This window comes from Kribbella pratensis, assembly GCF_004365355.1.
Taxonomy (GTDB): domain Bacteria; phylum Actinomycetota; class Actinomycetes; order Propionibacteriales; family Kribbellaceae; genus Kribbella.
This window is the reverse complement of record NZ_SODP01000004.1, coordinates 309,819-334,697: the sequence shown is the minus strand read 5'-3', so window position 1 is coordinate 334,697 and position 24,879 is coordinate 309,819. Positions and strand designations below refer to the sequence as shown.

The following is a 24,879-nucleotide window of genomic DNA, read 5'->3' as shown; positions in this document are numbered from 1 at the left end:
GCCATGACGCACACGAAGATCTCGATGGCCCAGGCGCTCAACCAGGCGTTGCGGGACGCGATGCACGCGGACGACACGGTCGTGATGTTCGGCGAGGACGTCGGCGCGCTCGGCGGTGTCTTCCGGATCACCGACGGGCTGACCGCGGAGTTCGGCGAGAATCGTTGCTTCGACACCCCGTTGGCCGAGGCCGGCATCGTCGGTATGGCGGTCGGCATGGCGATGAACGGGATGCGCCCGGTCGTCGAGATGCAGTTCGACGCGTTCGGGTACCCGGCGTTCGAGCAGGTCGTCTCGCACGTGGCGAAGATGCGCAACCGGACCCGCGGACGCGTTCAGCTGCCGATGGTCATCCGGATCCCCTACGGCGGAGGCATCGGCGGCGTCGAGCACCACAGCGACTCGTCCGAGAGCTACTTCGCGCACACGCCCGGGCTGACAGTGGTGACCCCGGCAACGGTCGCGGACGCGTACGGGTTGTTGCGCAAGGCAATCGAGTTCCCCGATCCCGTGGTGTTCATGGAGCCGAAGAAGCTCTACTGGGCCAAGGAAGAGGTCGACCTCACCGAGGACCAGCCGGGCATCGGCACGGCCGTCGTACGGCGTGAAGGCGCGGACGCGACGTTGATTGCCTATGGCCCCGCGCTGCCGGTCGCGCTCGAAGCGGCCGAGGTCGCGGCAGCCGAAGGGCGTCAGCTGACCGTGGTGGATCTGCGCTCGGTCGTGCCGTTCGACGACGAGACCGTGTGCGCGGCGGTACGGCGTACCGGCCGGGCGGTCGTGGTTGCCGAGGCGAGCGGCTTCGCGAGCGTGTCGTCCGAGATCGTTGCCCGGGTCACCGAGAAGTGCTTCCACTCGCTGGCGGCGCCGGTGCGGCGGGTGACCGCGTTCGACATCCCGTTCCCGCCACCGAAGCTGGAGAAGTACCAGCTGCCGAGCGTCGACCGGATCCTCGACGCGGTGGACGACCTGCAGTGGGAGGACTCGTGAACACGTTTCTTCTCCCCGACCTCGGTGAAGGGCTGACCGAGGCCGAGATCGTTCGCTGGCTGGTGAAGGTCGGCGACGTGGTCGTCGTCGACACGCCGGTCGCGGAGGTCGAGACCGCGAAGTCGATCGTCGAGCTGCCGTCGCCGTACGCCGGTGTCATCGAGGAGCTCCACGGCGAACCCGGTACGACGATCCCGGTCGGCAAGCCGCTCATCACGGTTGGCGATCCGGCGGGAGAGGCATACCGCGAGGAAGAACGCGCCGGCTCGGGCAACGTCCTGGTGGGCTACGGGACCAGCGAGATCTCTGGTGCGGGGCGACGGCGGAAGCCGCGGTCGGCGGTTTACGGAAACAATCTGCCGCCTGCTGCGAAAAATGTTCCGCAGAGCGAGGGGCCGGAGCACAGGCGGGTGCCGTTGGTGATCTCGCCGCTGGTACGGCGGTTGGCGCGGGACGCCGAGGTCGATCTGCGTGCGCTCGAGGGCTCAGGTCCGGACGGGCTGATCGTCCGCCGGGATGTCGAGCTGGCCATCGCCCGCCGCACCCAACTCGCCCCGGCCGCGCAGCAGACGCAGGCCGCACAGGAGACCCAGCCCGCGTCGACGCGAACGGGTCTGCGGGAGCTGCGCCGTACGCCGATGAGCGGCTTCCGCAAGGCCGTCGTCGCAACGCTGACCCGGAGCCGCGCCGAGATCCCCGAGGCCACCACCTGGGTCGACGTAGACGCGACCGCACTCATGGACCTGCGCGCATCGTTGCGCTCAGCAACAGACCCCGGACCGGGCCTGCTTGCCCTGATGGCCCGCTTCGTCGTCGCAGGCCTGCTCAAGTACCCGGAGCTCAACGGGTACGTCGACACCGAGCGCGAGGAGCTCGTCCAGTACGACGGCGTGAACCTCGGCCTCGCTGCGCAGACGGACCGCGGTCTCGTCGTACCCGCCGTCGCCAACGCGCACGCCCTGACCACCCGTGGGCTGGACGTCGAGATCCGAAGGCTGACCGAATCGGCACGGGACGGCAAGCTGACCCAGCAGGAGCTGACGTCGGGGACGTTCACGCTGAACAACTACGGCAGCTTCGGTGTCGACGGCAGCGCGGCGATCATCAACCATCCACAGGTCGCGATTCTCGGCGTCGGCCGGATCATCGATCGCCCGTGGGTGGTGAACGGCGAGCTCGCCATCCGCAAGCTCACCCAACTGTCCCTCGTCTTCGACCACCGCGTCTGCGACGGCGGCACTGCAGCCGCCTTCCTCCGCTTCGTCGCCGACGCCTTCGAGAACCCGGCCTCGGTGTTCGCGGACCTCTAGGAGAGTTGACGCGGCCTCAGGCCGATCAGGATGACCCGGAGTCCGGAGGCGAAGCGAGCCTCCGGGCCGGAGCGGCTCTTGCGGTTGAGGTATGCAGCGAGGTGGGTGGCGTCGACGCCCATCCGGCCGGCCGACTCGGTGGCCCAGCGCGATTCGTCCATGCCGCTGCGGCGTACGACGGAGAGCCAGGCCGAATCGGTGACCGCGGAGCCGACCAGGTAGTGGAAGATCGCGGACACCGCGGAGTCCAGGTGCGTCCCTTTGAAGCCGGCCGCGTCCAGGACGGACTCCACCCGATCGATGAGCGCGTTGTAGTTCGGCCCGAGCGCGCCGTGGGAGGCGAGCAGTCGCGCAGCCCACGAGTGCTCGCACAGAGCGTCGTACGCCGCCTGGACGACGACGGTGACGTGGTCGCGCCAATCGCCGCGCTCGGGCGGCGGTACGAGCGCGTCCGCGAAGATCTCGTCGACCACGAGCTCGAGCAGGTCGTCCTTGGTCGCGATCCGCCAGTACAGCGCCGACGTCGCGGCCGCGTCCAACTCGGCCGCCATCATCCGCATCGAGAACCTGTCGAGGCCCTCGCGGTCCAGCACCCGGATCGCGGTCCGGACGATGTCGTCCCGGCTCAGTCGCGCCCGCGTCGGCTCCGGCTCGTCCCGCAGCCACACCGATCCCAGCACCGATCGCCGATCAGCTTCTCGCACTGAAACAGTGTGTCACAATCAAACACACCGTTTCAGCCGACCAAGGTCGTGACAGGCTGCGGGGATGAGCTCCACACACTTGGGTGTCTACGGCGACTGGATCGAGCACGCGAGCGCGCCGGCTGTGCGCGAGTCCGCGCAGCCGGCCGCGGATCAGGTTCGCGAGATCGTGCGGCGGATGGTGTCAACCGCTGGTGACGACGACGGGCCGTCGGACGTGCGCATCGAGCGGCGCTGGACGGCGGACGGGCTGGTGGGCGAGGAGATCTCGTACTCCGTCGGTTTCGGCCCGCGGACTCGTGCGCGGGTGCTGAAACCCGCAGACGCTACCGGCCCGCTGCCCGGCGTACTCGCTCTGCACGGTCATGACGGCTTCAAGTACTACGGCCGCGAGAAGATCGCCGACACCGACGAGGAGCCCGCTGCCGAAGTGCGGGCGCTGCGAGAGCAGTACTACGAGGGCCGCGCCTACGCCAACGACCTCGCGGCCCAGGGGTACGTCGTCATGGCGCCGGATGCCTTCTGCTGGGGCAGCCGCCGTTTCCCCTTGGCGGAGATGCCGCCGCAGGTCCGGGAGGACGCGGTGGACGGAGACGCCGCCGCGTACAACGCAGCAGCCGGCCGTCACGAGCACCTGGTCGAGAAGTACTGCACCCTGCTGGGTACGACGTTCGCCGCCGTCGTGGCGCGGGAGGACCGGATCGCGCTGGACTACCTGCGCGGCCGCGACGACACCACCGACCGGACTGCCAGCATCGGACTGTCCGGCGGCGGTTGCCGGTCTGCGTTGCTACGGGCAACGAGCAGCGAGCTGACTGCTGCCGTCGTGGTCGGGATGATGGGCACGTACAACTCGTTGCTCGACCAGAACGTCGTGTCGCACACCTGGATGCTGATGCCTCGCATGTTCCCGCCGCAGGTCGACTGGTCGGACGTCGCCGCCTGCCAGGCTCCGGCGCCGCTCCTGGTGCAGTACAACCGGCATGACGAGCTGTTTCCGCTGGGCGGTGAGGAGGCGGCGCATGAGCGCATCTCGGCGCACTACGCCGCCGCCGGGTCCTCAGCGTCGTACGTCGGTCAGTTCTTCGACGGGCCCCACAAGTTCGACCGGGCGATGCAGGCCGCCGCGTTCACCTGGCTGCGTGACGTCCTTGCGGTCAAGTAGGCCGGAGACGAGAGCAACGAGCAGACCGGAGACTGCGAGGGCGGCGCCGACCCAGTTGGGGGCGGCGTAGCCGAGGCCGTGCTCGATGGTCAGTCCACCGAGGTATGCGCCGGCTGCGTTGCCCAGGTTGAACGCGGCGATGTTGGCTGCGGACGCCAGCGCTGGAGCACCCTTGGCCTTGTCCATCACGCGCTTCTGCAGCGGAGCGACCGTGGCGAAGCCCGCTGCGCCGAAGAGGGCGATCGTCACGGCGGACGGGAGCTTGGCGTGGGCCGTGAACACGAAGGCGACCAGCACAGCGGCCAGTAGTGCCAGGATCAGGTAGAGACTCGGCATCAGCGACCGGTCTGCTGCCTTGCCACCCAGCAGGTTGCCTACGACGAGCCCAGCGCCGAACAGCACGAGCAGCCAGGTCACCGAGCCCGCAGAGAAGCCCGCGACGCCGGTCATCATCGGTGCGATGTAGGTGAACGACGCGAACACTCCAGCGAAGCCCAGCGCAGTCATGGCCAGTGCCAGCCACACCTGAACGTTCTTGAACACAGCCAGCTCGGTCCGCAACCCCGGCCCTTCAGCGGTGCCCTGTCGCGGTACCAAGAACACGATGCCGAGCAGACCGACCACGCCGAGCGCAGTGACGGCCCAGAACGTCGATCGCCAGCCGAAGTGCTGTCCGAGCGCAGTCCCGCCTGGTACGCCGAGCACGTTGGCCACTGTGAGTCCGGTGAACATCAGCGCGATCGCACTTGCCTGCTTCGCCTTCGGTACGAGCGACGCGGCGACAACCGATCCGACTCCGAAGAACGCGCCGTGCGACAGCGCCGCAACGATCCGCCCGGTCATCAGAACGCCGTACGACGGAGCGAGCGCGGACACCAGGTTGCCCGCGATGAACACGCCCATCAGCGCGATCAGCACGGTCTTGCGGGAGACCTTCGAGCCGATCGCGGTGAGCAGCGGAGCACCGATCACGACGCCGAGCGCGTAGCCGGAGATGAGCAGACCGGCGGACGGGATGCTGACGCCGAAATCGGTCGCGACGTCGGGCAGCAGACCCATGATGACGAACTCGGTCGTGCCGATCCCGAACGCACCGATCGCCAGGGCCAGGAGGGCAGCAGGCATGACGCGGAATCTCCTTGAATGTAGCCTTATGACTGTTACCGGCGTGCGCGATAGTTGCACACGCGGGCTATTGCATAAGCGCTATGATTGCGCATGCAAGCGTGATGTTCAAGTGGAGGTGTCGTGGGACTACCGGATGACGCCGCGGAGGCGCGGGCGCAGGGGTGGCGCACCCTGGCGGCGCTGCATGCCCGGATCGAGGACGAGCTCGAGCGCGCGTTGCAGAAGCAGCACGGCCTGTCCGTGAGTGAGTACAGCGTGCTGGACGTGCTGGCGCGGCAGGACGACTACCACCTGCGGATGAACCAGCTGTCCAATGCTGTGGTGCTCAGCCAGTCCGCGACTACCCGCCTGGTGAACCGGCTGGAGGACCGCAAGCTGCTGCAGCGGTACCTGTGCCCGACAGACCGGCGTGGCATCTACACCGAGGTCACCGAGGCCGGCCGCGAGCTGCTCGACAAGGCGCAGCCCACCCACGACGCCGTACTGACGTCTGCCCTGAAGAACGCCTCCGAGCTGCCCGAGCTCTCGCCGCTGGTCGACGCCCTCGGGAAGCTGTCGCTGGCGGTGTGAGATGGCGCGCGGGTGGAACAACCGGAAGGCCTACTACTGGCTGATGGGCAGCTGCCTCGCGCTGATCGGGCTGGCGTGGTTCGTCGTCCGGCTGTTCTCGATCCCGGTCGCGATCGGGATGAGCGCGGTAGCCGCCGTACTGCCGCCGATTGCCGTCATCGTCGCGAACTGGGGTCACGATCAGCGCTGACGTGTGCGTCCGCGGGCGTCGGGTCGAGGTAGAGGTGCCGCACCATCGGGAACGCCTCCCGGACCTGTGCGTCGATCTTCTCGGCGAGCTGTTCGACGGCAGCGCCCGTCGTCTCGGAGTCGTCCAGGTCAACCGCCGCGACGACGAGGACCTGGTCGGGTGCGAGCTGCAGAGTGAGCAGATCGAGTACTTCGTCGATGCCCGGCGTCCTCGTGATCAGCTCTCGTAGTTCGCGTTGGGTGTCGGCCGGTAGCGCACGTCCGATCAGCATGGTCATGTTGTCCCGGCCGAGCGTGAAGGCGACCACGATCAGCAGCAGGCCGATGGCGATCGACGCCGCGCCGTCCCAGATGTGATGGCCGGTGACGACTGCCAACGTCACGCCGGCCGCTGCGATGAGCAGTCCGATCAGCGCCGCCGAGTCCTCGAAGGCCACGGTCTTCACGGCCGGCTCGGCACTGCGCACGTGCGTGAGGATCGGTACGCCGGCTTCCCGGGCCTCCCGCCGGAGCTGGAGCACCGCTCGCAGCCAGGAGCTTCCCTCGAACACGAACGAGATCGCCAGCACCGGATAGATCACGGCCAGCGCGGCGATCGGCGAAGGCGCAAAGATCGAGCGCAGGCCCTCGGTGATCGAGAAGCCGGCGCCCAGGACGAGAATGCCCACCGCGGCGAGCAGGGACCAGAAGTACCGCTCCATGCCATAGCCGAACGGATGCCGGGCATCGGCCGGCTTGCGGCTGCGGTGCAGCGCCGCCAGCAGGAACACCTGGTTGAGCGTGTCCGCGACAGAGTGCGCTGCCTCGGCGAGCAGCGCGGTCGATCCGGACAGCAGCCCGGCGACGATCTTCGCGATTGCGATCGCCAGGTTCGCCGTACCGGCCACAAGGACTGTTGCGTCGGACTCTTCGTCAGCCATCACCTCCGCGTGCCCGCGGCGTGCTCACCCCAAACGAGGACATCGATGAACGCCGCGGCCAGCGGATCGGGTTCGCCACGGGTGTACGCCGTGAGCGTGCGACGGACCGGTGGATCCAGGCGGAGGACGTGGCTACCTCTCGGCAGGTTGCCGTCCAGGATGTTGTCGGGGACCAGAGCAGGTCCGAGACCGGCGGCGGCAAGAGCCGGCGCGGCAGCGGTCTGCTCCGTCCGTACGGCGATCCGCGGCTCGAAGCCCGCCTGTGCGCACGCGTGGTCGAGGACGTCTGCGAGTCCGTGGCCGGGCGCGTAGTGGACCCATGCGCGGTCAGCGAGGTCCTGCAGTTTGATGGTGTCCCCGGTGGCGGCGGGATCGTCGGAAGCAACCACGACGACGAGCTCTTCGGTGCCGAGCGTGCGGGTGACGCCAGACCAGTCGGTCGGCTCAGCTCCGACAGCGACGTCGGCTTCGCCGGCGTTCATAGCCTCGACGAGCTCCTCGGTATGGCGGTGCTCGAAGAGCCGGATGCCGACGTCCGGATGCGTCTGTCGCCATCGGCGTAGTGCGGCCGGGAGGACGCCGAGGGTGAGCGAGTAGAGCGTCGCGATCTGCAGTTCGCCGACCTCGAGCCCTGCGGCCTGACGGGCGGCGCAACGGGCGCGCTCGGCATCGGCGAGGGCAGCGCGCGCGTGCGGGAGCATCGCGCGGCCGGTCGGGGTGAGGCGGACCGTGCGGGGGAGCCGCTCGAGCAGCGGTCCGCCGGCTGAGCGTTCGAGCGTGCGGATCTGATGTGAGAGCGCCGGCTGGGTGACGTGCAGGAGCTCGGCGGCCTTCGTGAAGGAGCTTTCGTCGACGACCGTGACGAAGTACTCGAGCTGCCTCAGCGTTGCCATGATCTGAGCTTATGGCTTTGGTGAAAACTATGCCTTGGTTTTATTCGCGCAGGTCAGCAAGGCTGTCGGACATGGAGAACGTCGCGTTGGTCGTGGGTGCCCGGGGTGTCATCGGGACGAATCTGGTCGAACATCTGGCCTCGCTGCCGGACTGGCGGGTGATCGGCCTGTCCCGTCGCGGCGGTGTCGACGTACCCGGTCGCGTCCGTCACGTTGCTGTCGACCTGCTCGATCCGGACGACACGCGGACCCGACTCTCGGGACTGTCCGACGTGACGCACGTGTTCTACGTCGCCTACCAGGACCGGCCGACCTGGGCCGAACTCGTGGCGCCGAATCTCGCGATGCTCGTGAACGTCGTGGACGCGATCGAGCCGGTGGCGCGCGAGCTGCGGCACGTGAGCCTGATGCAGGGCTACAAGGTGTACGGCGCGCATCTCGGGCCGTTCAAGACGCCGGCGCGGGAGGACGACCCGCCGCATCTGCCGCCGGAGTTCAACGTCGACCAGCAACGGTTCCTGGAGGAGCGGCAGCAGGGCAAGGCGTGGACCTGGTCGGCGTTGCGGCCGTCCGTCGTCGGTGGCGCGGCGTTGGGGAATCCGATGAACCTCGCGGTCGCGATCGCTGTGTACGCGTCGATCTCCAAGGAGCTCGGCGTACCGCTGCGCTTTCCTGGAAAGCCTGGTGCGTACGACGCCCTGCTCGAAGTGACCGATGCGGGGTTGTTGGCGAAGGCAACGGTCTGGGCGGCGACCGCGCCGGCCGCGGCGAACCAGGCGTTCAACATCACGAACGGCGACCTGTTCCGGTGGAGGGAGTTGTGGCCCCGGCTGGCGGCCTGGTTCGGACTCGAAGCGGCGCCGCCGCTGCAGATGTCGTTGCAGGACGTGATGGCCGACAAGGAGCCGCTGTGGAAGGAGATGCAGGCCGGCCACGGGCTGACCACGACGTCCTTCGCCGAGGTGTCGTCGTGGCCGTTCGCGGACTTCGTGTTCGGATGGGACTACGACTTCTTCGCCGACTCCTCGAAGTCGCGGCGAGCCGGCTTCCACGAGTACGTCCAGACGGAGCAGATGTTCTACGACGTCTTCGCCGAGCTACGGCAACGCCGCGTCATCCCGTGACGTAGTGGTCGCGGGGCCTCCCGTCCTGGACTGAGGAGCGCAGGGAGCGAAGCGACCGGAGCGACGAGGGAAGGACGGGGAGCCAAGGCCCCGCGACCCGCCGTGCCGGAGGCGCGGCCGTTCAATATGGCATGCTCCGGGCTGTGACGGCGATGGGTGCGGGAAAGCTGCTCGGGACCAACCTGCGGGCGCGGCGGGACGAGCAGGGCATCTCGCTGTCCGAACTGGCCCGGCGGTCCGGGATCGCGAAGGGCACGCTCTCGCAGCTCGAGTCCGGTGCGGGTAACCCGACGATCGAGACAGTGTTCAGTTTGTCGAACGCTCTCGGCGTACCGGTGTCCGCTCTTCTGGCCGAGTCACCGGCGTCCGACCTGGTCCTCGTGCGGTCCGCGGATGTCGACGTACTGTCCGGTGAGGCGATTGATCTGCGGATGCTGCGGCGGCTCGAGCATCCGGGCGGGCTGTTCGAGATCTACAACCAGGAGATCCGGCCGGATGCGGTCCAGCACTCCGACGGGCATCCGGGGACCGAGCACCACATCGTCCTGACTGGTCGGCTGCGCGTCAGTACACATGGGCAGACCGAGGAACTGGGGCCGGGTGACTACCTGGCTTTCCGGGCCGCCGGACCGCACGGCTACGAGGCTGTCGACGGTCCGGTGCGGTCGGTGCTGCTGCTCGAATATCCGCCGGATGTGTACCCGACGGCGGCCGGTGGGCCGCATCTGCCGGGATAGTTCCGGGAGAAGTCCAGGAGAGGTCCGGTTGAGTGCATTGACCGGTCGTCGGCACCACGCGTACTCTCGATATCGTTCATTTTAGCGAACGTCTTCGAGGAGAGCCGCCATGCACCGGTCCGCGACACCCGATGTAGTGGTGGTCGGCGCGGGCATGGTCGGGGCGGCGTGCGCAGAGGCGTTGTCGGCGGCCGGCGTGCGGGTGCTGGTCATCGACCGCGACGGACCGGCCGCGGGGACGACGGCGTCGGGCGAGGGCAATGTGCTGGTGTCGGACAAGGAGCCGGGGCCCGAGCTCGATCTGGCAGTCGCGTCGCGTGCGGAGTGGGACGTCGTGCGCGGGCGCCTGCCCGAGCAGGTCGCCGACATCGAGTGGGAAGCCAAGGGTGGCGTGGTGGTGGCGACGGGTGATCCCGAGCCGTTGACCGCCTTCGCGGCGAAGCAGCAGGAGGCCGGTGTCGCGGCGCAGGTGATCACGCCGGCTGAGGTGTTCGACCTCGAGCCGCTGATCACGCGCCGAGTGACGATCGGGGTGCACTACCCCGACGATGCGCAGGTGCAGCCGGTGCTGGCTGCGACGGCTCTGCTGGCGGCCGTCCGCGAGCGCGGTGGCGAGGTGAGATCGGGGGTCACCGCGCTCGGGGTGCGGCAGTCGCGCGGACGCGTGGTCGGCGTGGATACCTCCGACGGCGACATCGCTTGTGGGGCAGTGCTCAACGCGTGCGGACCGTGGGCCGGAGCCTTCGGCGCGGCGGCGGGCGCGCCGATCGAGGTGCTGCCGCGGCGCGGGATGATCCTGGTGACCGCACCGTTGCCGGAGTCCGTGCGCCACAAGGTGTACGACGCGGACTATGTCGGCGCGGTCGGGAGCGGCGATGCCGAGTTGCAGACCTCGACGGTGGTGGAGTCGACGGGCGCCGGGACGGTGCTGATCGGGTCGAGCCGGGAGCGGATCGGGTTCGACGAGGCGGTCAGGGTGCGGGTGCTGCGGGAGCTGGCGCGGAAGGCAGTCGGGCTGTTCCCGTTCCTCGGCGATGTGCCGGTGATGCGCGCGTACGGCGGGTTCCGCCCCTACGCGCCGGATCACCTGCCGGTCATCGGTGCGGATCCGCGAGTGGTCGGGCTGTGGCACGCGACCGGGCACGAGGGCGCCGGCATCGGACTTGCACCTTCGACGGGTCGGTTGATCACCGAGCTGTTCCTTGGCCTCACGCCACACGTCGACCCATCACCGTTCCGCGTCGACCGACCGGCGGTGATCGCATCATGAGTGCCTATCTTCGCTCCCGCTCCGGCGATCCGGCTGAGGTCGGTGCGCCGTCTGCGGTGGACGTCACGGTCGACGGACATCCGGTCACGGCTCATGCCGGTCAGACCGTGGCCGCCGTACTGCTTGCGAACGGTCGTGACACGTGGCGGACGACTAGGGTCCACGACCGTCCTCGCGGGATCTTCTGCGGGATCGGGGCGTGTCAGGACTGTCTGGTGACCGTCAACGGTCTTGCCGACGTGCGCGCCTGTCAGCGGACGATCGCGACCGGCGACGCGATCACGACGCAGACAGGCGCAGTTCTGCCTGCTACGTCGGAGTCTGAGACCGTCGTGCATTCTGCGATGTCGGCGGAGATTGTCGTCGTGGGTGCTGGTCCGGCGGGTGTCGCGGCCGCGCTTGCTGCTGCGGAGGCCGGCGCTGAGGTGCTGCTGGTCGACAACGGCCGGTCGATCGGCGGGCAGTACAACCGGCAGCTTCCCGAGGAGTTCGCCGCGCATCGGCCGGACCGGCTTCAGCATGAGTGGAAGACGTTCGCGGCTCAGCGCGACGTGCTCGGTAGTCATCCGCGGATCACTCACCTCCCGGACACCTCGATCTGGGCGATCGAGGACCTTCGCCTCTGGGCGCAGCAAGGCCCTGCGGACGCGGCCGGTCGCCAGCCGTTCCCGATCGATGCGAGGGCCGTAGTGCTGGCGACCGGCGCCTACGACCGTGTGCTTCCCTTCCCTGGTTGGGATCTACCCGGTGTCTACACAGCAGGTGCAGCGCAGGCGTTGGCCAAGGGACAACGCATCGCGGTCGGGCAACGCGTCCTGGTCGCAGGCACCGGTCCGTTCCTGCTGCCGGTGGCGGAGTCGCTGCTCGGTGTGGGTGCGGAGGTCGTTGCGTTGCTCGAGGCCAACTCGCTGAAGACCGTGCGCAAGGGCTGGGCGACTGACCCATTGGTTGCCCCTGGCAAGCTCAAAGAGGCGCTTGGGTACGGCGCTCTGCTCGCTCGGCATCGCGTGCCGCTCCGGCATGGCTGGACGGTGATTGCCGCGCACGGCACGTGCCACGTCGAGGCCGTGACTATCGCGCGCCTCGACTCGACGTGGCGGCCCATCCCCGGTAGTGAGCGACGTGTGGAGGTTGACGCGGTGTGCGTCGGCTTCGGCTTTACCGCCAACCTGGAGCTGGCGGTCTCGGCTCGCTGCAACCTCACCACTGGTCCCGATGGCGGGCCGGCGGTTGCCGTCGACGCCAACCAGCAGACCACCACGCCCGGTGTCTACGCCGCAGGCGAGCTCACCGGAATCGGTGGCGCCGCCCTCTCCACCGCAGAAGGCACCCTGGCCGGCGCCGCAGCAGCCCAGCACGCCCTCGCACGACACCCCGATGCAGCGGGCTCGTCTTCCTTGGATTCGGCGGCTGTGGTTCGGGGGCGGCGGTTTGCGGTGGCGTTGGCGAAGGCTTATCCGGTCCAGGACGGATGGAAGAGCTGGAGCGACGCGGACACGATCGTCTGCCGCTGCGAGGAAGTCACGCGGGGAGAGCTCGAGACCGTCGCCGGGGAGCGCGGTCTCGACGACGGCCGGGCAATGAAGCTCAGCAGTCGCGCGGGGCTGGGGATGTGCCAGGGACGGGTGTGTTCGCGCACCGTCGCCGCTTTGCTGGCCGCGCCGGGCGACGTACCGAAACCAAGCATGAAACGACCGATCGCCGTACCAGTGCGGCTGCGCGATCTGGCTCAAGTCGAGGAGAACCCATGAGCGAGAAGTTGGACGGCGTGATCGTTGCGACCGCGTTGCCGTACGCCGAGGACGCGTCGGCGCCGGCGGGGTTGCGGCCGGACCTGGACAAGTACGCCGAGCATTGCCGCTGGCTGGTGGACAACGGCTGCCGTGGCGTCGGGCCGAACGGGTCGCTCGGCGAGTACTCGTCGCTGACGGACGACGAGCGGCGCGCCGTGGCGAGGACCGCGATCGAGGCGGTCGGTGACGACGGCGTCGTGGTCGTCGGCGTCCACGGTGTCGGTTCGCACCAGGCGCGCGCGTGGGCGGAGAAGGCGGCCGAGGACGGAGCGGACGGCGTACTGTGCCTGCCGCCGACGATGTACCGGGCGAACCGTGGCGAGGTGATCAACCACTTCACCGAGGTCGCGAAGGCCGGGCTGCCGGTGATGGTCTACAACAACCCGATCGACACCAAGGTCGACCTGACCCCGGACCTGCTCGCCGAGATCGCCGGGATCGAGAACATCGTCGCGGTGAAGGAGTTCTCCGGTGACGTCCGCCGGATCCTGGAGATCCGCGAGCTCGCGCCGGACCTGGCCGTGATCGCGGGCGCCGACGACCTCACGCTCGAGGCGCTGCTGATGGGTGCGACCGGCTGGTTCGCCGGCTTCCCGAACGTGTTCCCGAAGGAATCGGTCCGTTTGTACGACCTGGCTGTGGAGGGCAAGCTGGAAGAGGCCCGCGCGCTGTACGAGCCACTCGTCGCAGCCTTCCGCTGGGATTCACGGACCGAGTTCGTCCAGGCGATCAAGTACGGCATGGACTACGTCGGTCGGTACGGCGGACCGTGCCGGCCGCCGCGTGGACCGCTGATTCCCGAGCACGTCGCCCAACTGGAGCAGGACATGAAGAAAGCCGTGGAGTCTCTGCGATGAGGTCCGTCCGGACGATCTCCGCGATCGATTCGCACACCGAGGGCATGCCGACCCGCGTCGTCACCGGCGGGGTCGGCGTTGTCCCGGGGGCGACGATGGCCGAGAAGCGTGAGTACTTCATCAAGCACCTGGACGACCTTCGGTTGTTCCTGATGAACGAGCCGCGTGGTCACGCCGCGATGAGCGGAGCGATCCTGCAGCCGCCGACGCGTTCCGATGCGGATTGGGGCGTGTTGTACATCGAGGTCTCCGGCCTGCTGCCGATGTGCGGTCACGGCACGATCGGCGTCGCGACCGTGCTGGTCGAGTCCGGCATGGTCGAGGTGACCGAGCCGGTCACGCAGGTGCGGCTCGACACGCCCGCCGGACTTGTCGTCGTAGATGTTGCCGTGAGCAACGGTCGGGCGGAGCATGTGACGTTGCGAAACGTCCCGTCGTACTCGCATGCCTTGGACGCCTCGGTCGACGTGCCCGGACTGGGGAAGGTCAGGTACGACCTGGCGTACGGCGGGAACTTCTACGCGATCCTGCCGCTGGAGCAGCTCGGGATCCCGTTCGATCGCGCCGAGAAGGACCGCATCCTGCGGGCCGGCCTGGACATCATGGACGCGATCAACGCCGCCGACCGCCCGGTCCATCCGCTCGACCCGGGCATCAACGGCTGCAAGCACGTCCAGTTCACCGCGCCTGGTGACGACGGCGCCGATTCCCGCAACGCGATGGCGATCCACCCGGGCTGGTTCGACCGCTCACCCTGCGGCACCGGTACGTCGGCCCGCATGGCCCAGCTCCACGCCCGCGGCGAGCTCCCGCTCGACACCGACTTCGTCAACGAGTCCTTCATCGGCACCCGCTTCACCGGCCGCCTGATCGAGGAAACGACAGTCGGCCCGCACCCCGCCGTCGTACCTACTGTCACCGGCCGAGCCTGGATCACCGGCACCGCCAACTACCTGCTGGACCCCGACGACCCCTTCCCAACCGGCTTCGTGCTGTAGGCCAACGGCCAGTTCGTGCGCTAGATCGTCGGCCAGATCGAAGCTAGCTCGACGACCTCGAGCTCGCCCAGCGTGCAGTCGGCTCCGGACGCGGTGAACGTCAGCTCGAAATGCCCCGGCAGCACGCACGCCGTCAACGAGGCCTCGCCATCGTTGGCAAACACCTCGATCGACGTCGTGTCCACGAGGATGTCGAGCTTGCGGACTGCGGTGATCGTCGCCTGCTCGGCCGCGCCGACAGCCACCTGCTCGGCCGGAGAGGCAGGCGGTTGCCCGGCGGGGGTGGTGGTTGGTTGTTCGGCTGGGGTGGTTGTTGGCTGGGCTGACGCGAGGATGGCGATTGTGCCTGGCGTTGCGGTGACGTGTGTGCCGCTGATGTTGAGCGTTAGCTTGGCGTTCGGCGGGAGGGTGACGTTGCAGGTGATGCGGAGTAAGGGCCAGGTTGTGCCGATGTGCCACGGGGTGTTCGGGGACAGGACGCGCGTGGGCCAGGTGTGTCGGGTACGTTCCAGGGTGGCCAGTTCGGGGATCGGGTTGCGGAGCATTCTCAGGCCGTCTGCGGTGTGGTGCAGGGAGAGGTCGCACGGGATGCTTACCTGCTGGTTGAACGGCATGTTCGGGTAGCGGCCGCCGCGCATCCAGGCGACCTGGACCCGGCGTGGAGCGGTGCCACTGCTTGGCGCCGCCCAGCTCTGGGTTGCGTAGAAGTGCGGACCGCCGTCGACCTGCAACTGAGACGTCTCCTCGACGAAAGTCCGCCCATCGAAAGAGCCGATCGAGTAGCGCCCGTCGCCACGAACGAGGACCCATCGCGACTCGTCCGAGCCGGCCACGCCGAGTTCGAAGAAGTCCGGACACTCGAAGCTGTCCGAGATCGAACTGTCCAGCGGCTCCCAGTGCAACAGGTCGTCGGAGCGCAGCAGCTGGTAGCGATCGTCGCCGTACAACACCATCATCCACTGCGCACGCCGGTGATCGCGGAACACCATCGGATCCCGCTCCGGCAGGTCCATGATCGGGTTGCCGGCATAGTGCGTCCAGGTCCGCCCGCGATCCAGGCTGTACGAGACGCACTGCGACCGGTTGTCGTTACGCGACCAGAAGGCAACCATCGCCGGACCCTCGCCCGGCCCAGCAAGGCCCGAGGTGTTGTCGACATCCACGACGCAACTGCCCGACTGCACGCCGCTGCCGAGGGACTCCTCGAAGAACGCCGGCTCCAGCTCCGTCCAATGCACCAGATCGTTGCTGACGGCATGGATCCAGCACTTGTTCCAGCGCTGCGCGAACAGGTGGTACTCGCCGTCGTGGAAGACCAGCCCGTTGAGGTCGTTGAGCCAGCCCTCCTCACGCTCGACCGGGTTCAGCCGGTGCATCGCCCACTGCCGTGCCGTGAAGTGGAGCTGTGGTCGCAGAGCCTCGCGATACAGCGGGGGTTTCGCGGTGACGACGGCCGGCGTCGAGCTCAGAACGATGTCGCCGACGCGGACGTAGCCCCACTCACCGTCGGCTTCGTCGACGAGATCCAGGTACGCATCCCGGCCGAGCCAGTCGGTCAGGTCGAAGGTGGCCGCGTGCAGGCGTTCGGTGGCCCGCCCGGTCTCGGTGCGGACGACCCGCCCGTTCACAACAACGTTCAGGCAGGTCTTGTACTCGTAGTCGCCGCCGCAGATCTGGAAGTTCAGGTACGGCCGGGAGACGACGAACGGTGCCGAGACCTGCCGTCCCGGCGTGGGCGTGGTGAAGTCGCCGACGACGACATCGGCGGACAGCTCAGTCACGCGGCCTCAGCGGTGGAGCTTGCTCTGCCAGCCGGTGGGGACGTTGCCGCCGGGGACAGGCTGATCCTCGGGGTGGGCGGCCGGCGGGGCCAGCTCGGGGCCGTTGTAGTACTCGGACTCGCCGTAGTGCCAGAACCAGTCCTCGCCCGGTTCGAAGCTGCGGACGATCTGGTGACCGGTCTCGGCCGCGTGGCGGGACGCGTGCTGCTCGGGGGAGGAGTCGCAGCAGCCGATGTGGCCGCACTCCGCGCAGCGGCGGAGGTGGAACCACCAGCCGTCAGCTGCCAGGCACTCGACACAGCCGGTGCCGCTCGGAGGGACAGAACTGTCGATGCCCGGGATTCCAGAACTCTCCGTCATACCGCACATCCTCGCCGGTCCCCGCCCCCCTCACAAGCAAGGTCCTACTCGGGCCACGCGGAGTTCTTGATGATGTCGACGAAGTCGGTGTGGTGGAAGCCGGGCACGAAGTGTTCTAGGACGTCCGACTTGACGTTGCCGAACGTCGTCGCGGGCCGGTCCTGGATTCCCTCGGCGAAGGCCTCGAGGATCCGGTTCTTGAAGTCCGGGCGCGGGTGCGCGGCGGTGACGGCGTCGCGCTCCGCGTCGGTGATGACGTCGTACCCGAGGCCGAGTACGTCGAGTTCGACACCGCGGGTGACGAGCGCGACCTCGGCGGCCATGTGGAGCGGGATCTCCGGTGTGGTGTGCAACGCGATCGCTGTCCAGACCCGGTCGGCGGCCTCGCCGGTGACGCCGTGCTGGTGGAGGAAACGCCTGGCCTCGTCGGCGCCGTCGATCTCGAAGCGCTGGTCGATCCGGCGGTAGCGCTCGGTCAGGCCGAGGTCGTGGAACATCGCGCCGACGTACAGAAGCTCGGGGTCGTACTCGAGGTCCTTGCCGCGGAGCGCGCCGAACAGGAACACCCGGCGGGAGTGGTCGAACAGCAGCGGGGAGGCGACGTCGCGGACGAGTTCGGTGGCCTCGCGGGCCAGGGTGCTGTCGGGGATCCGCACCCCGGCGATGGTTTCGGTCATGACTCCAGATTCGGGGTCCGGGTTACACTGTCGCCATGTCCAATTCGCCACATCAACCACAGATTCGGACACACCGAGTCGCGTTCGTGGTGTACGACGGCGTGACGCTCCTCGACGTCACCGGTCCGCTCGAAGTCCTCCATCAGGCCAACCGGGCGCAGGGCAGCAACCGATACGACACGGTTTTGGTATCCGAGAAGAGTGGGCAGGTGACGACGGCGTCTGGCGTCGTGCTTGCCGGGGTGGTCGCGGCGGCGGAGGTTGGAGCGGTCGACACGGTGGTGGTGGCCGGTGCCGATCACCTGGTCGATGGGGTGCCTACGGAGGTCGCCGAGATAACGCGGGCGCTTGCGGACGGAGCTGAGCGGGTGGCGTCGGTCTGTAGCGGCGCGCTCGTGCTGGCGGGACTCGGTCTGCTCGACGGGCGGCGGGCGACGACGCACTGGCGGCACGCGGCCGCGATGGCGCGGCAGTACCCGACGGTGAACGTCGAGCCCGACGCGCTGCACATCACCGACGGGCGCTACGTGACCTCGGCCGGGATCAGCGCCGGCATCGACCTTGCGCTCGGTCTCGTCGAGGCCGACCACGGCGCCGAACTCGCGCGGGCAACAGCACGCGAACTGGTTGTCTTCCTGCAGCGGCCGGGTGGGCAGTCCCAGTTCTCGACAGCGCTGGACACGCCGCCGGCGCGAAGCGATCCGCTGCGGGTGGTGACGGAGACCGTTGTGGCCGACCCCGCGGGCGATCACACCCTGCCGAACCTGGCGGCATCTGCGGCCGTGAGTCCGCGACATCTGACCCGTCTGTTCCAGAGCGAGTTCCAGACCACGCCCAGCCGCTGGGTCGAGCGAGTGCGACTCGACCGGGCCCAGCAGCTGCTGCTCGACGGCCACAGCATCACCAAAGCAGCTCGACTGAGCGGGCTGGGCAGTGACGAGACCCTGCGTCGCGCCTTCGCCAGACATCTCAGCATCACGCCGACGGAGTACCTGCGTCGCTTCCAGACAGCGTGAACGTCAGCTGACGAGCCGCACCGGCTGGCCGGGCCTCAGCTGCGCGCAGGCATCCAGGTCGGCGTCGGCGACGTACGCGATGACGGGGTAGCCGCCGGTGACGGGATGGTCGGCCAGGAAGATGACTGGGGTGCCGGACGGTGGGATCTGGATGGCGCCGAGGGCCATGCCTTCGCTCGACAGTTCGCCGGTTCGCGCGCGTTCCAGTGGCGAGCCGTCGAGGCGTACGCCGACGCGGTTGCTGTTGCTGCTGACCTGATAGGTCTGGGAAAGCAGCGACTCCCAACCGGCGTCGGTGAACCAATCCCGGCGGGGTCCTGGAGTCACGCGGAGTGTGACCTTCCCACCGGCCGGATGGGCGACGGGGGCCTGGTCGACTCCAGGCATCGGCTCGACAGCGCGACCGACCGGGAGTGTTTCCCCGGGCGTCAGCGGTGCGGGTCCAAGGCCGGACAGCAGGTCGGTGGAACGAGAGCCGAGGACTGCCGGTACGTCGATCCCGCCGCGGACCGCAAGGTACGTCCGCAGACCCGTGGCCGGCGGACCGAGACGGAGTACCTGGCCGGCGCGCACCGTGGCGGGAGCGTTCAAAGGCACGCCGGTGCAGGGGGCGCCGGTGATGGCGACGACGAGGTCCGCGTCGGCGTGCATCACCAGTCCGCCGAAGGTGACCTCGAGCGCCGCCGCGCCGGGGCTATTGCCGACCAGACGGTTCGCGAGTTCGTAGGCAGACCGGTCGCAGGCGCCCGACGCCGGTACGCCGAGTGCCGCCTGACCCGCTCGCCCGCGGTCCTGGATTGTTGCCAACGGCCCCGGTTCGAGAACGGTCAGGCTGCTCATCCACGGCCCGCGTCGACGAACCGGACCCTCCGGCCCGGGTGGAACAGTGCGGCCGGATCGCGCTCCTGGTCGAAGATCTTCGCCGTGGTGCGACCGATCAACTGCCAGCCACCGGGAGACTCGCGCGGGTAGACGCCGCTGAACTCTCCGGCCAGCGCGACCGCGCCGGCGGGGACCTTCGTGCGGGGTGATGACCGGCGCGGAATGTTCCAGGTGTCGGTGGAGGTCAGATAGCCGAAGCCCGGGGCGAAGCCGCAGAAGGCGACGGTCCATTCGTCGGCGGTGTGACGGGCGATCACGTCGTCCTGGGAGCAGCCGATGAGGTCGGCGACGTCCCCCAGATCCGCTCCGTCGTAGATGACCGGGATCTCGATCAGATCCCCGGTCGTCCGGCTGTCCCGGGTAGGGGTCAGTTCGTGCAGGGTCCGCGACAAGGCGGCGAGGTCGCCGGTGGTCGTGACCAGCACGGTCCGCGCTGCCGGGACGATATCCACGACGTCCGCCGGTGCATCCGCGGTCAACGCGGCGTAGTAACCGAGCACCTGGTCGAGATCGTCGAGCTCGACCAGCAGCGCCCGGTCGCCCGCCGGGAGGATTCGCATCAGCCGGTGAACGGGCGCAAGGTGACGCCCGCTCCCTCCAACGCGCCACGCACTCGCCGAGCGATGTCGAAGGCCCCAGGGGTGTCGCCGTGAACGCAGATGGAGGTCGGATCGACGAGCAGCGAGCCGCCAGAGCTGTCCCGGATGGGCTGCCCGGTCGCCATCGCCGTACAGCGGGCCGCGATCTCGTCCGCATCATGCAGCACGGACCCGGCCTCGCGCCGCGAAACCAGCGTCCCCTCAGGGGTGTAGGCACGATCCGCAAAAGCCTCATGCACCGCCGTCAGACCAGCCTCCTCCGCGAGCCGCAGCCACACCGAGCCGGGAAGACCCAGCACAGGGAGGGTCTTGTCGTACTCCGCGACCGCGGCGACCACCGCGGTCGCCTGCTCCACGTGATGGCCGATCGTGTTGTACAGCGCGCCGTGCGGTTTCACGTACCGCACCCGGTCGCCCGCGATCCGCGCGAACGCGTCCAGCGCACCGATCTGGTACACCACCTCGTCGCGCAATGCGGCCGGCTCGATGTCGAGGAAGCGCCGCCCGAAGCCGGGCTTGTCGGCGTACCCGACGTGGGCCCCGATCGCGACGCCGCGCTCGACCGCCTCGGCCGTCACCCGCCGCATGATCGACGGATCGCCGGCGTGGAACCCGCAGGCCACGTTCGCGCTGGTGACAACGTCCAGCAAGGCCGAGTCGTCGCCCATCGACCAGGAACCGAATCCTTCACCCATATCCGCGTTGAGGTCCATGCGGCCACCTCCCTCGACCGAGCCTAGAGATTGTTCAACAATCCTGCAAGAGCCTTGTTCTACTTTTCCTCGCCGCTGCCGTGCGGGATGATGCGGAGATGAGTACGGGTGGGGCCGAGACCGAACGGCAGGCGTGGCTGCGAACTGTCGCCGCCGACGTCGCGCGACTGGACCGGAGCAGCTCCGCGGAGCGTGCCGCCGACATCCTTCGCCGCAGTATCACCGAAGGTGCGCTGCCGCCCGGCGCCCAACTCTCCGAGATCGAGCTGACCGAGGTCCTGGAGGTCAGCCGGAACACCCTGCGCGAGGCCTTCCGCCTGCTGACCCACGAGGGCCTGCTCGTCTACAAGCTGCACCGCGGAGTGTTCGTCCCCGAGCTGGACGAGCACGACGTCATCGACCTCTACCGACTCCGCCGAGTCTTGGAGGTGGACGTCGTACGCGGACTGGCCGACCGCGACCCGGAGCTGCCGGCGAGCCGTCTCGAGCCGCTGCTGGACGACGTCGAGGCAGCCGAAGCCGCCGCCCGCGCGGACCGCTGGCCAGTCGTCGGTACGGCGAACATGCGCTTCCACGAGCACCTGATCGGTCTGGCCGACAGCTCCCGAATGGACGCGATGACCGGCCGGCTGCTCGCGGAGTTGAGGCTCCTTTTCCACGTGATCGCGACCCCGCGCGAGCTGCACGAGCCGTACATCGAGCGAAACCGCAGGCTGTTCGAGCTCCTCGAGGCGCGCAAGTACGACGAGGCCGCGGCCGACCTGAACGAGTACCTGCTGCACTCCGAGCGGGCCATCCTCGCCGCCTTCCGATCCCGGTAGCCGATAAGGGCTTGCGCCGCGTGGTGCGTACCTGCGTTGATGAACTGACAACGTCAGCCGTAAAGGGGAGCTCACTCATGTCCGATGACGCCCGGACCGACCAGACGCCGAAGTCGTACCGCCCCATCGACGCCAAGGGGTTCCGGGACTTCGTCTCGCGTGGCTGGGGGCCGGTGGACCGCTCGGTTTCGGTACCGGAAGGGCTCGCCGAGGCGGCTGCCGAGCACCGGCGGAAGCTCGCCGCGGCGCTGCCGGGACGGCGGATCGCGCTCGCGGCCGGCCGCGCGCCGGTCCGGTCGAACGACACCGACTACCAGTTCCGCGCCGACAGCGACTTCGTCTGGCTGACCGGTTGCCAGGCCGAGGGCGCCGTCCTGGTGATCTCCGGCGACGGCGACGCGACGCTGTACCTGCGTGAGACGGCCGGTCCGGACGAGGCCGACTTCTTCGCGAACGCGCGCGACGGTGAGCTGTGGATCGGCCCGGTGCCGGGTCTGAAGGACTGGTCGGACGCGCTGCAGATCGCCTGCCGCCCGCTCGAGGAGCTGCCCGCGGCAGTGCGTGGCGCGGTTCCGTTCATGCTCTCGGTGCCCGGCGTCGAGCCGATGCTGGACGCGTTGGTACGCACGTCGCCCACCGACGGCAACGCGCTGCGGCAGACCCTCGCCGAGCTGCGCCGGATCAAGGACGACTGGGAGCTCGACCAGCTGCGGGAGGCGGTCGCGGCCAGCGTGCTCGCGTTCGGCGACGTGGCCGGCGAGCTGCCGGAGGCGATCCGTGGCGGCGGCGAGCGCTGGCTGCAGGGCACCTTCGACCGGCGCGCGCGGACGGCCGGCAACGGCGTCGGCTACGCGTCGATCGTTGCTGCTGGCAACCACGCGCCGGTGCTGCACTGGGTCCGCAACGACGGCCCGGTGAACGAGGGCGACGTGATCCTGCTGGACGCGGGCGTCGAGACGCGCACGCTCTACACCGCCGACGTGACCCGGACGTTCCCGGCGACCGGCGAGTACACCGCTGCCCAGCGGCAGGTACACGACCTGGTGCACGAGGCACAGCTCGCATCACTCGACGCGGTCAAGGTCGGTGCGCCGTACCGCGCCTTCCAGTACGAAGCGCTGCGGGTGCTGGCCGAAGGGCTGCGGGACTGGGGTCTGCTCGACGCGTCGATGGACGAACTGCTCGGCCCGGACGGCCAGCAGCACCGTCGCTACATCGTCTGCGGGACCGGCCACTACATCGGCCTCGACGTACACGACTGCGACGCATCGCGGCCGGAGGCGTACTTCGCCGGCACCATCGAGGCCGGGATGGCACTCGCGGTCGAGCCGGGGCTGTACTTCCACCCGAACGACGAGACCGTGCCTCCGGAGCTGCGGGGCATCGGGATTCGGATCGAGGACAACGTCGTCGTGCACTCCGACCGGCTGGAGATCCTCACCGAGGACCTGCCGATCACCACCGACGGCCTGGAGCAGTGGACCAAATCACACCTGAAGTGATCAAGCGATCGCTCAAAATTAACCGTCACAACCGGTAACACTCGCCCGCCCAGCACGATGTAAAGAGCGGGGGAGGGTCGAACTCGGCCGGGCGCGTGGCTAGTGGGGGGCCGCGTAGCACGCGCCAGGCCGAGGCGGCCCCGACTGGGGCCAGGGGGGACCCAGGATCCCTGGGTACGGGGAGTAGTCATCATGAATCTACGGGTGCGAGTAGTGCACTACAGCAGTCGGCACTGGTACGCCGACATCGACGACGCCGATGATCCGCAGCCCGACGACCCGTTCTGGTTCGTCGACAACTGCCGGACCCAGGCGCAGGCGCTGGAGACGGCCTGCAGCGAGCTCCGGTTGATGACGGGCCGGCTGGTCCGCGGGGACCAGCTCGACCGCGTCCTCGAAGTCACCGGCGTACCGGTCTGAGCTTCAGCCGACCGGCGGTACGGCGGCGCAGCTGCTGCCGCGCTTCGGCACCTCACGCGAGATCAGGTAATCGTCGATCGTGGTCCGCATGCACGGGCTCGAGTTGTAGCTGCCGTGTCCCCAGCCTTCGTACGTGAGCAGCACTCCGGACCGGCCGAGCTGACGCTGCACGCTCTGCGCCATGGCGTACGGCGTGGCCGGGTCGTGGATCGCGTTGGCGAGCAGGACCGGCGTCTTGAGCCCGTGCACCTTCAGCACGTGCTGCGGGTTGTTCGCCTTCGGCGCACCCAGACAGATCGACACCGCCATCAGCTGACCCGGGTAGCGCATGTCCTGGTTCTTGCGGGCCAGCCGCTGCAGATGTGCGGCGTACTCGCGGTAGTCCTTGACCGGAAGGTTCCAGTCCTGACAGAACACCGCCAGCGGGTACTGCGCGAGCCCGGTCGGCGCGGCGGTAACCGTAGGAGCGTCCATCTCCTTCAGCGTCTGGGCCAGGGCGGACCATTCCGGGTCGTAGAGCATCCGAAACACCTGGAAGCTCAGCTTGAACGGATCACTCGACCGAGCCAGCAGTCCAGCCCACAGTGCGTGAGTGTCCTGCCCGTGCAGCGCACAGCTCGCCGACGCGTCACACCACTGCACGAACTCGTCGAACGAGTCCTGTGCTGCGGCCGCCTGGACGTCGAGGAACGACTTCGTCGTAGGTGAGGCGTGGTCGATCACGCTCTCCACCACCATCGCGCGGACCCGGTTCGGATACGTCTCGGCGTACTGCGCTCCGAGCAGCGTGCCGTACGAGCTGCCGTGGAACGAGATCGTGGACTCGCCGAGCGCCCGGCGTACTGCGTCGACGTCGCGCACCGTCTGCCAGGTGTCGATGTGGTCGTAGAGCGGACCGGTGTTCTCGCGACAGTCCTTCGCGAGCTGCCGGTTGTAACTGATCGTCGCGGTGAATTCGGCCGTGCTCGTGATGATCGGTGACGGCTGCTTCGCGAGCAGCGCAGCCGAGCACTGCACCGGATTGCTCCGCGCGACGCCCCGCGGGTCGAAGCTGACGATGTCGAACCGGTTTTGCAGGTCCGCACTGAACCGTGTCATCCCGGTCTTGATCCGGTCGACCCCTGAGTCCCCGGGCCCGCCGGGTCCGAACACGAGCACCCCGACCCGCTCGCCCTTCGCAGTACGGCGGGCGATCGCGAGGTCGAAGGTCGGTCCGTTCGGGTTCCGCCAATCGACAGGTAGTCGGAGGGTCGCGCACTGCGAGCCCTTCACCAGAGCGGGATCGTCGTGCCCTTCCGGTTTGCAGTCGGCCCAGTGCACCTGGGTTGTGGTCGCGGAGGCGGACGTCGTCAGCCCCGCCGCGGCGACGCCGAGAACTACAGCGCCGGCCAGGGCGCGTCGGATGAACTTCATGCGAACGATCCTTCGGCAATCGCTTGCTGCAGGCATCCGGGACGAAC

At 68.6% G+C, this 24,879-nt stretch carries 26 protein-coding genes; 15 read left to right on the top strand and 11 right to left on the bottom strand.

Features of this window, described 5'->3' with window-relative positions; genetic code table 11:
• Positions 1 to 3 precede the first annotated feature (3 nt).
• Together EV653_RS35960 and EV653_RS35955 are read left to right on the top strand one after the other, a co-directional pair.
• Entirely contained in the window at positions 4 to 990 is a 987-nt protein-coding gene (locus tag EV653_RS35960) for an alpha-ketoacid dehydrogenase subunit beta (RefSeq protein WP_134110142.1), read from the top strand.
• Positions 987 to 2,300: a dihydrolipoamide acetyltransferase family protein gene (locus tag EV653_RS35955; protein WP_134110139.1), complete on the top strand. Its 1,314-nt coding sequence runs from the start codon at positions 987 to 989 to the stop codon at positions 2,298 to 2,300. The genes EV653_RS35960 and EV653_RS35955 overlap by 4 nt, the downstream gene beginning before the upstream one ends.
• On the opposite strand, the gene EV653_RS35950 is transcribed toward EV653_RS35955, so the two are convergent.
• Complete coding sequence (locus EV653_RS35950) at positions 2,297 to 3,004, bottom strand: TetR/AcrR family transcriptional regulator (RefSeq protein WP_134110136.1); 708 nt, start codon at positions 3,002 to 3,004, stop codon at positions 2,297 to 2,299. The two genes, EV653_RS35955 and EV653_RS35950, sit on opposite strands and share 4 nt — an antisense overlap.
• A gap of 64 nt (positions 3,005 to 3,068) precedes the next feature.
• On the opposite strand from EV653_RS35950, the gene EV653_RS35945 reads away from it, so the two are divergent.
• Positions 3,069 to 4,169 carry a dienelactone hydrolase family protein gene (locus EV653_RS35945; RefSeq protein WP_134110133.1) on the top strand — a complete coding sequence of 367 codons (1,101 nt, stop codon included), beginning with the start codon at positions 3,069 to 3,071 and terminating at the stop codon, positions 4,167 to 4,169.
• Here the strand turns inward: EV653_RS35945 and EV653_RS35940 are convergent.
• Complete coding sequence (locus tag EV653_RS35940; protein ID WP_134110130.1) at positions 4,065 to 5,294, bottom strand: MFS transporter; 1,230 nt, start codon at positions 5,292 to 5,294, stop codon at positions 4,065 to 4,067. The two genes, EV653_RS35945 and EV653_RS35940, sit on opposite strands and share 105 nt — an antisense overlap.
• 123 nt (positions 5,295 to 5,417) lie before the next feature.
• Here EV653_RS35940 and EV653_RS35935 point away from each other — a divergent pair, with 123 nt between their 5' ends.
• On the top strand, positions 5,418 to 5,867 hold the full coding sequence (locus EV653_RS35935; RefSeq protein ID WP_134110128.1) for a MarR family winged helix-turn-helix transcriptional regulator: 450 nt from the start codon (positions 5,418 to 5,420) through the stop codon (positions 5,865 to 5,867).
• Between the two features lies 1 nt (position 5,868).
• Positions 5,869 to 6,057 (top strand): DUF3099 domain-containing protein, encoded by a 189-nt coding sequence (locus tag EV653_RS35930; protein ID WP_134110125.1) that lies wholly within the window; start codon positions 5,869 to 5,871, stop codon positions 6,055 to 6,057.
• On the opposite strand, the gene EV653_RS35925 is transcribed toward EV653_RS35930, so the two are convergent.
• Positions 6,023 to 6,976, bottom strand: coding sequence for a cation diffusion facilitator family transporter (locus tag EV653_RS35925; RefSeq protein ID WP_134110122.1), 954 nt, complete (start codon positions 6,974 to 6,976; stop codon positions 6,023 to 6,025). The genes EV653_RS35930 and EV653_RS35925 overlap by 35 nt on opposite strands.
• Complete coding sequence (locus EV653_RS35920) at positions 6,976 to 7,869, bottom strand: LysR family transcriptional regulator (RefSeq protein WP_134110119.1); 894 nt, start codon at positions 7,867 to 7,869, stop codon at positions 6,976 to 6,978. The genes EV653_RS35925 and EV653_RS35920 overlap by 1 nt, the downstream gene beginning before the upstream one ends.
• Positions 7,870 to 7,940: 71 nt before the next feature.
• Between EV653_RS35920 and EV653_RS35915 the strand changes: the two genes are divergently transcribed.
• The 6 genes from EV653_RS35915 (at position 7,941) to EV653_RS35890 (ending at position 14,648) form a co-directional block, all read left to right on the top strand.
• Complete coding sequence (locus tag EV653_RS35915; RefSeq protein WP_134110116.1) at positions 7,941 to 8,993, top strand: SDR family oxidoreductase; 1,053 nt, start codon at positions 7,941 to 7,943, stop codon at positions 8,991 to 8,993.
• Between the two features lie 152 nt (positions 8,994 to 9,145).
• Positions 9,146 to 9,730: a helix-turn-helix domain-containing protein gene (locus EV653_RS35910; protein ID WP_238160726.1), complete on the top strand. Its 585-nt coding sequence runs from the start codon at positions 9,146 to 9,148 to the stop codon at positions 9,728 to 9,730.
• A gap of 109 nt (positions 9,731 to 9,839) precedes the next feature.
• Positions 9,840 to 11,000 (top strand): NAD(P)/FAD-dependent oxidoreductase, encoded by a 1,161-nt coding sequence (locus EV653_RS35905; RefSeq protein WP_134110110.1) that lies wholly within the window; start codon positions 9,840 to 9,842, stop codon positions 10,998 to 11,000.
• Positions 10,997 to 12,751, top strand: a complete 1,755-nt coding sequence (locus EV653_RS35900) for a 2Fe-2S iron-sulfur cluster-binding protein (RefSeq protein ID WP_134110108.1) — start codon at positions 10,997 to 10,999, stop codon at positions 12,749 to 12,751. The genes EV653_RS35905 and EV653_RS35900 overlap by 4 nt, the downstream gene beginning before the upstream one ends.
• A complete protein-coding gene (locus EV653_RS35895) occupies positions 12,748 to 13,650 on the top strand; it encodes a dihydrodipicolinate synthase family protein (RefSeq protein ID WP_134110105.1) in 903 nt (300 codons plus the stop codon). Before EV653_RS35900 ends, EV653_RS35895 begins: the two co-directional genes overlap by 4 nt.
• Positions 13,647 to 14,648, top strand: a complete 1,002-nt coding sequence (locus EV653_RS35890; RefSeq protein ID WP_134110102.1) for a proline racemase family protein — start codon at positions 13,647 to 13,649, stop codon at positions 14,646 to 14,648. The genes EV653_RS35895 and EV653_RS35890 overlap by 4 nt, the downstream gene beginning before the upstream one ends.
• 20 nt (positions 14,649 to 14,668) lie before the next feature.
• On the opposite strand, the gene EV653_RS35885 is transcribed toward EV653_RS35890, so the two are convergent.
• From EV653_RS35885 to EV653_RS35875, 3 genes are read right to left on the bottom strand one after another with little or no spacing between them, the layout of a single operon-like run.
• On the bottom strand, positions 14,669 to 16,429 hold the full coding sequence (locus EV653_RS35885) for a GH32 C-terminal domain-containing protein (protein ID WP_134110099.1): 1,761 nt from the start codon (positions 16,427 to 16,429) through the stop codon (positions 14,669 to 14,671).
• A gap of 6 nt (positions 16,430 to 16,435) precedes the next feature.
• Positions 16,436 to 16,789: a UBP-type zinc finger domain-containing protein gene (locus EV653_RS35880; RefSeq protein ID WP_134110096.1), complete on the bottom strand. Its 354-nt coding sequence runs from the start codon at positions 16,787 to 16,789 to the stop codon at positions 16,436 to 16,438.
• Between the two features lie 44 nt (positions 16,790 to 16,833).
• Positions 16,834 to 17,466, bottom strand: a complete 633-nt coding sequence (locus EV653_RS35875; RefSeq protein WP_134110093.1) for an HD domain-containing protein — start codon at positions 17,464 to 17,466, stop codon at positions 16,834 to 16,836.
• Between the two features lie 35 nt (positions 17,467 to 17,501).
• Here EV653_RS35875 and EV653_RS35870 point away from each other — a divergent pair, with 35 nt between their 5' ends.
• The gene (locus EV653_RS35870; RefSeq protein WP_134110090.1) at positions 17,502 to 18,482 is read left to right on the top strand and encodes a GlxA family transcriptional regulator; all 981 of its coding nucleotides are present in this window, start codon (positions 17,502 to 17,504) and stop codon (positions 18,480 to 18,482) included.
• 3 nt (positions 18,483 to 18,485) lie between these two features.
• Here the strand turns inward: EV653_RS35870 and EV653_RS35865 are convergent, their stop codons facing one another.
• Genes EV653_RS35865 through EV653_RS35855 form a run of 3 tightly spaced genes read right to left on the bottom strand, consistent with a single transcriptional unit; the run spans position 18,486 to position 20,676 of the window.
• A complete protein-coding gene (locus EV653_RS35865; protein ID WP_134110087.1) occupies positions 18,486 to 19,322 on the bottom strand; it encodes a biotin-dependent carboxyltransferase family protein in 837 nt (278 codons plus the stop codon).
• A complete protein-coding gene (locus EV653_RS35860) occupies positions 19,319 to 19,924 on the bottom strand; it encodes a 5-oxoprolinase subunit B family protein (protein WP_134110084.1) in 606 nt (201 codons plus the stop codon). The genes EV653_RS35865 and EV653_RS35860 overlap by 4 nt, the downstream gene beginning before the upstream one ends.
• Complete coding sequence (locus EV653_RS35855) at positions 19,924 to 20,676, bottom strand: LamB/YcsF family protein (RefSeq protein ID WP_134110081.1); 753 nt, start codon at positions 20,674 to 20,676, stop codon at positions 19,924 to 19,926. Before EV653_RS35855 ends, EV653_RS35860 begins: the two co-directional genes overlap by 1 nt.
• Before the next feature lie 98 nt (positions 20,677 to 20,774).
• Between EV653_RS35855 and EV653_RS35850 the strand changes: the two genes are divergently transcribed.
• From EV653_RS35850 to EV653_RS35840, 3 genes are all read left to right on the top strand, one after another.
• Positions 20,775 to 21,497 carry a GntR family transcriptional regulator gene (locus EV653_RS35850; RefSeq protein ID WP_134110078.1) on the top strand — a complete coding sequence of 241 codons (723 nt, stop codon included), beginning with the start codon at positions 20,775 to 20,777 and terminating at the stop codon, positions 21,495 to 21,497.
• A 77-nt stretch (positions 21,498 to 21,574) separates the two neighbouring features.
• Positions 21,575 to 22,999 carry an aminopeptidase P family protein gene (locus EV653_RS35845; protein ID WP_134110075.1) on the top strand — a complete coding sequence of 475 codons (1,425 nt, stop codon included), beginning with the start codon at positions 21,575 to 21,577 and terminating at the stop codon, positions 22,997 to 22,999.
• A gap of 192 nt (positions 23,000 to 23,191) precedes the next feature.
• Positions 23,192 to 23,419, top strand: coding sequence for a hypothetical protein (locus EV653_RS35840; protein WP_134110072.1), 228 nt, complete (start codon positions 23,192 to 23,194; stop codon positions 23,417 to 23,419).
• Between the two features lie 3 nt (positions 23,420 to 23,422).
• Here EV653_RS35840 and EV653_RS35835 read toward each other — a convergent pair whose 3' ends face one another.
• Positions 23,423 to 24,832 carry an alpha/beta hydrolase gene (locus tag EV653_RS35835; RefSeq protein WP_134110069.1) on the bottom strand — a complete coding sequence of 470 codons (1,410 nt, stop codon included), beginning with the start codon at positions 24,830 to 24,832 and terminating at the stop codon, positions 23,423 to 23,425.
• Positions 24,833 to 24,879: the final 47 nt, after the last annotated feature.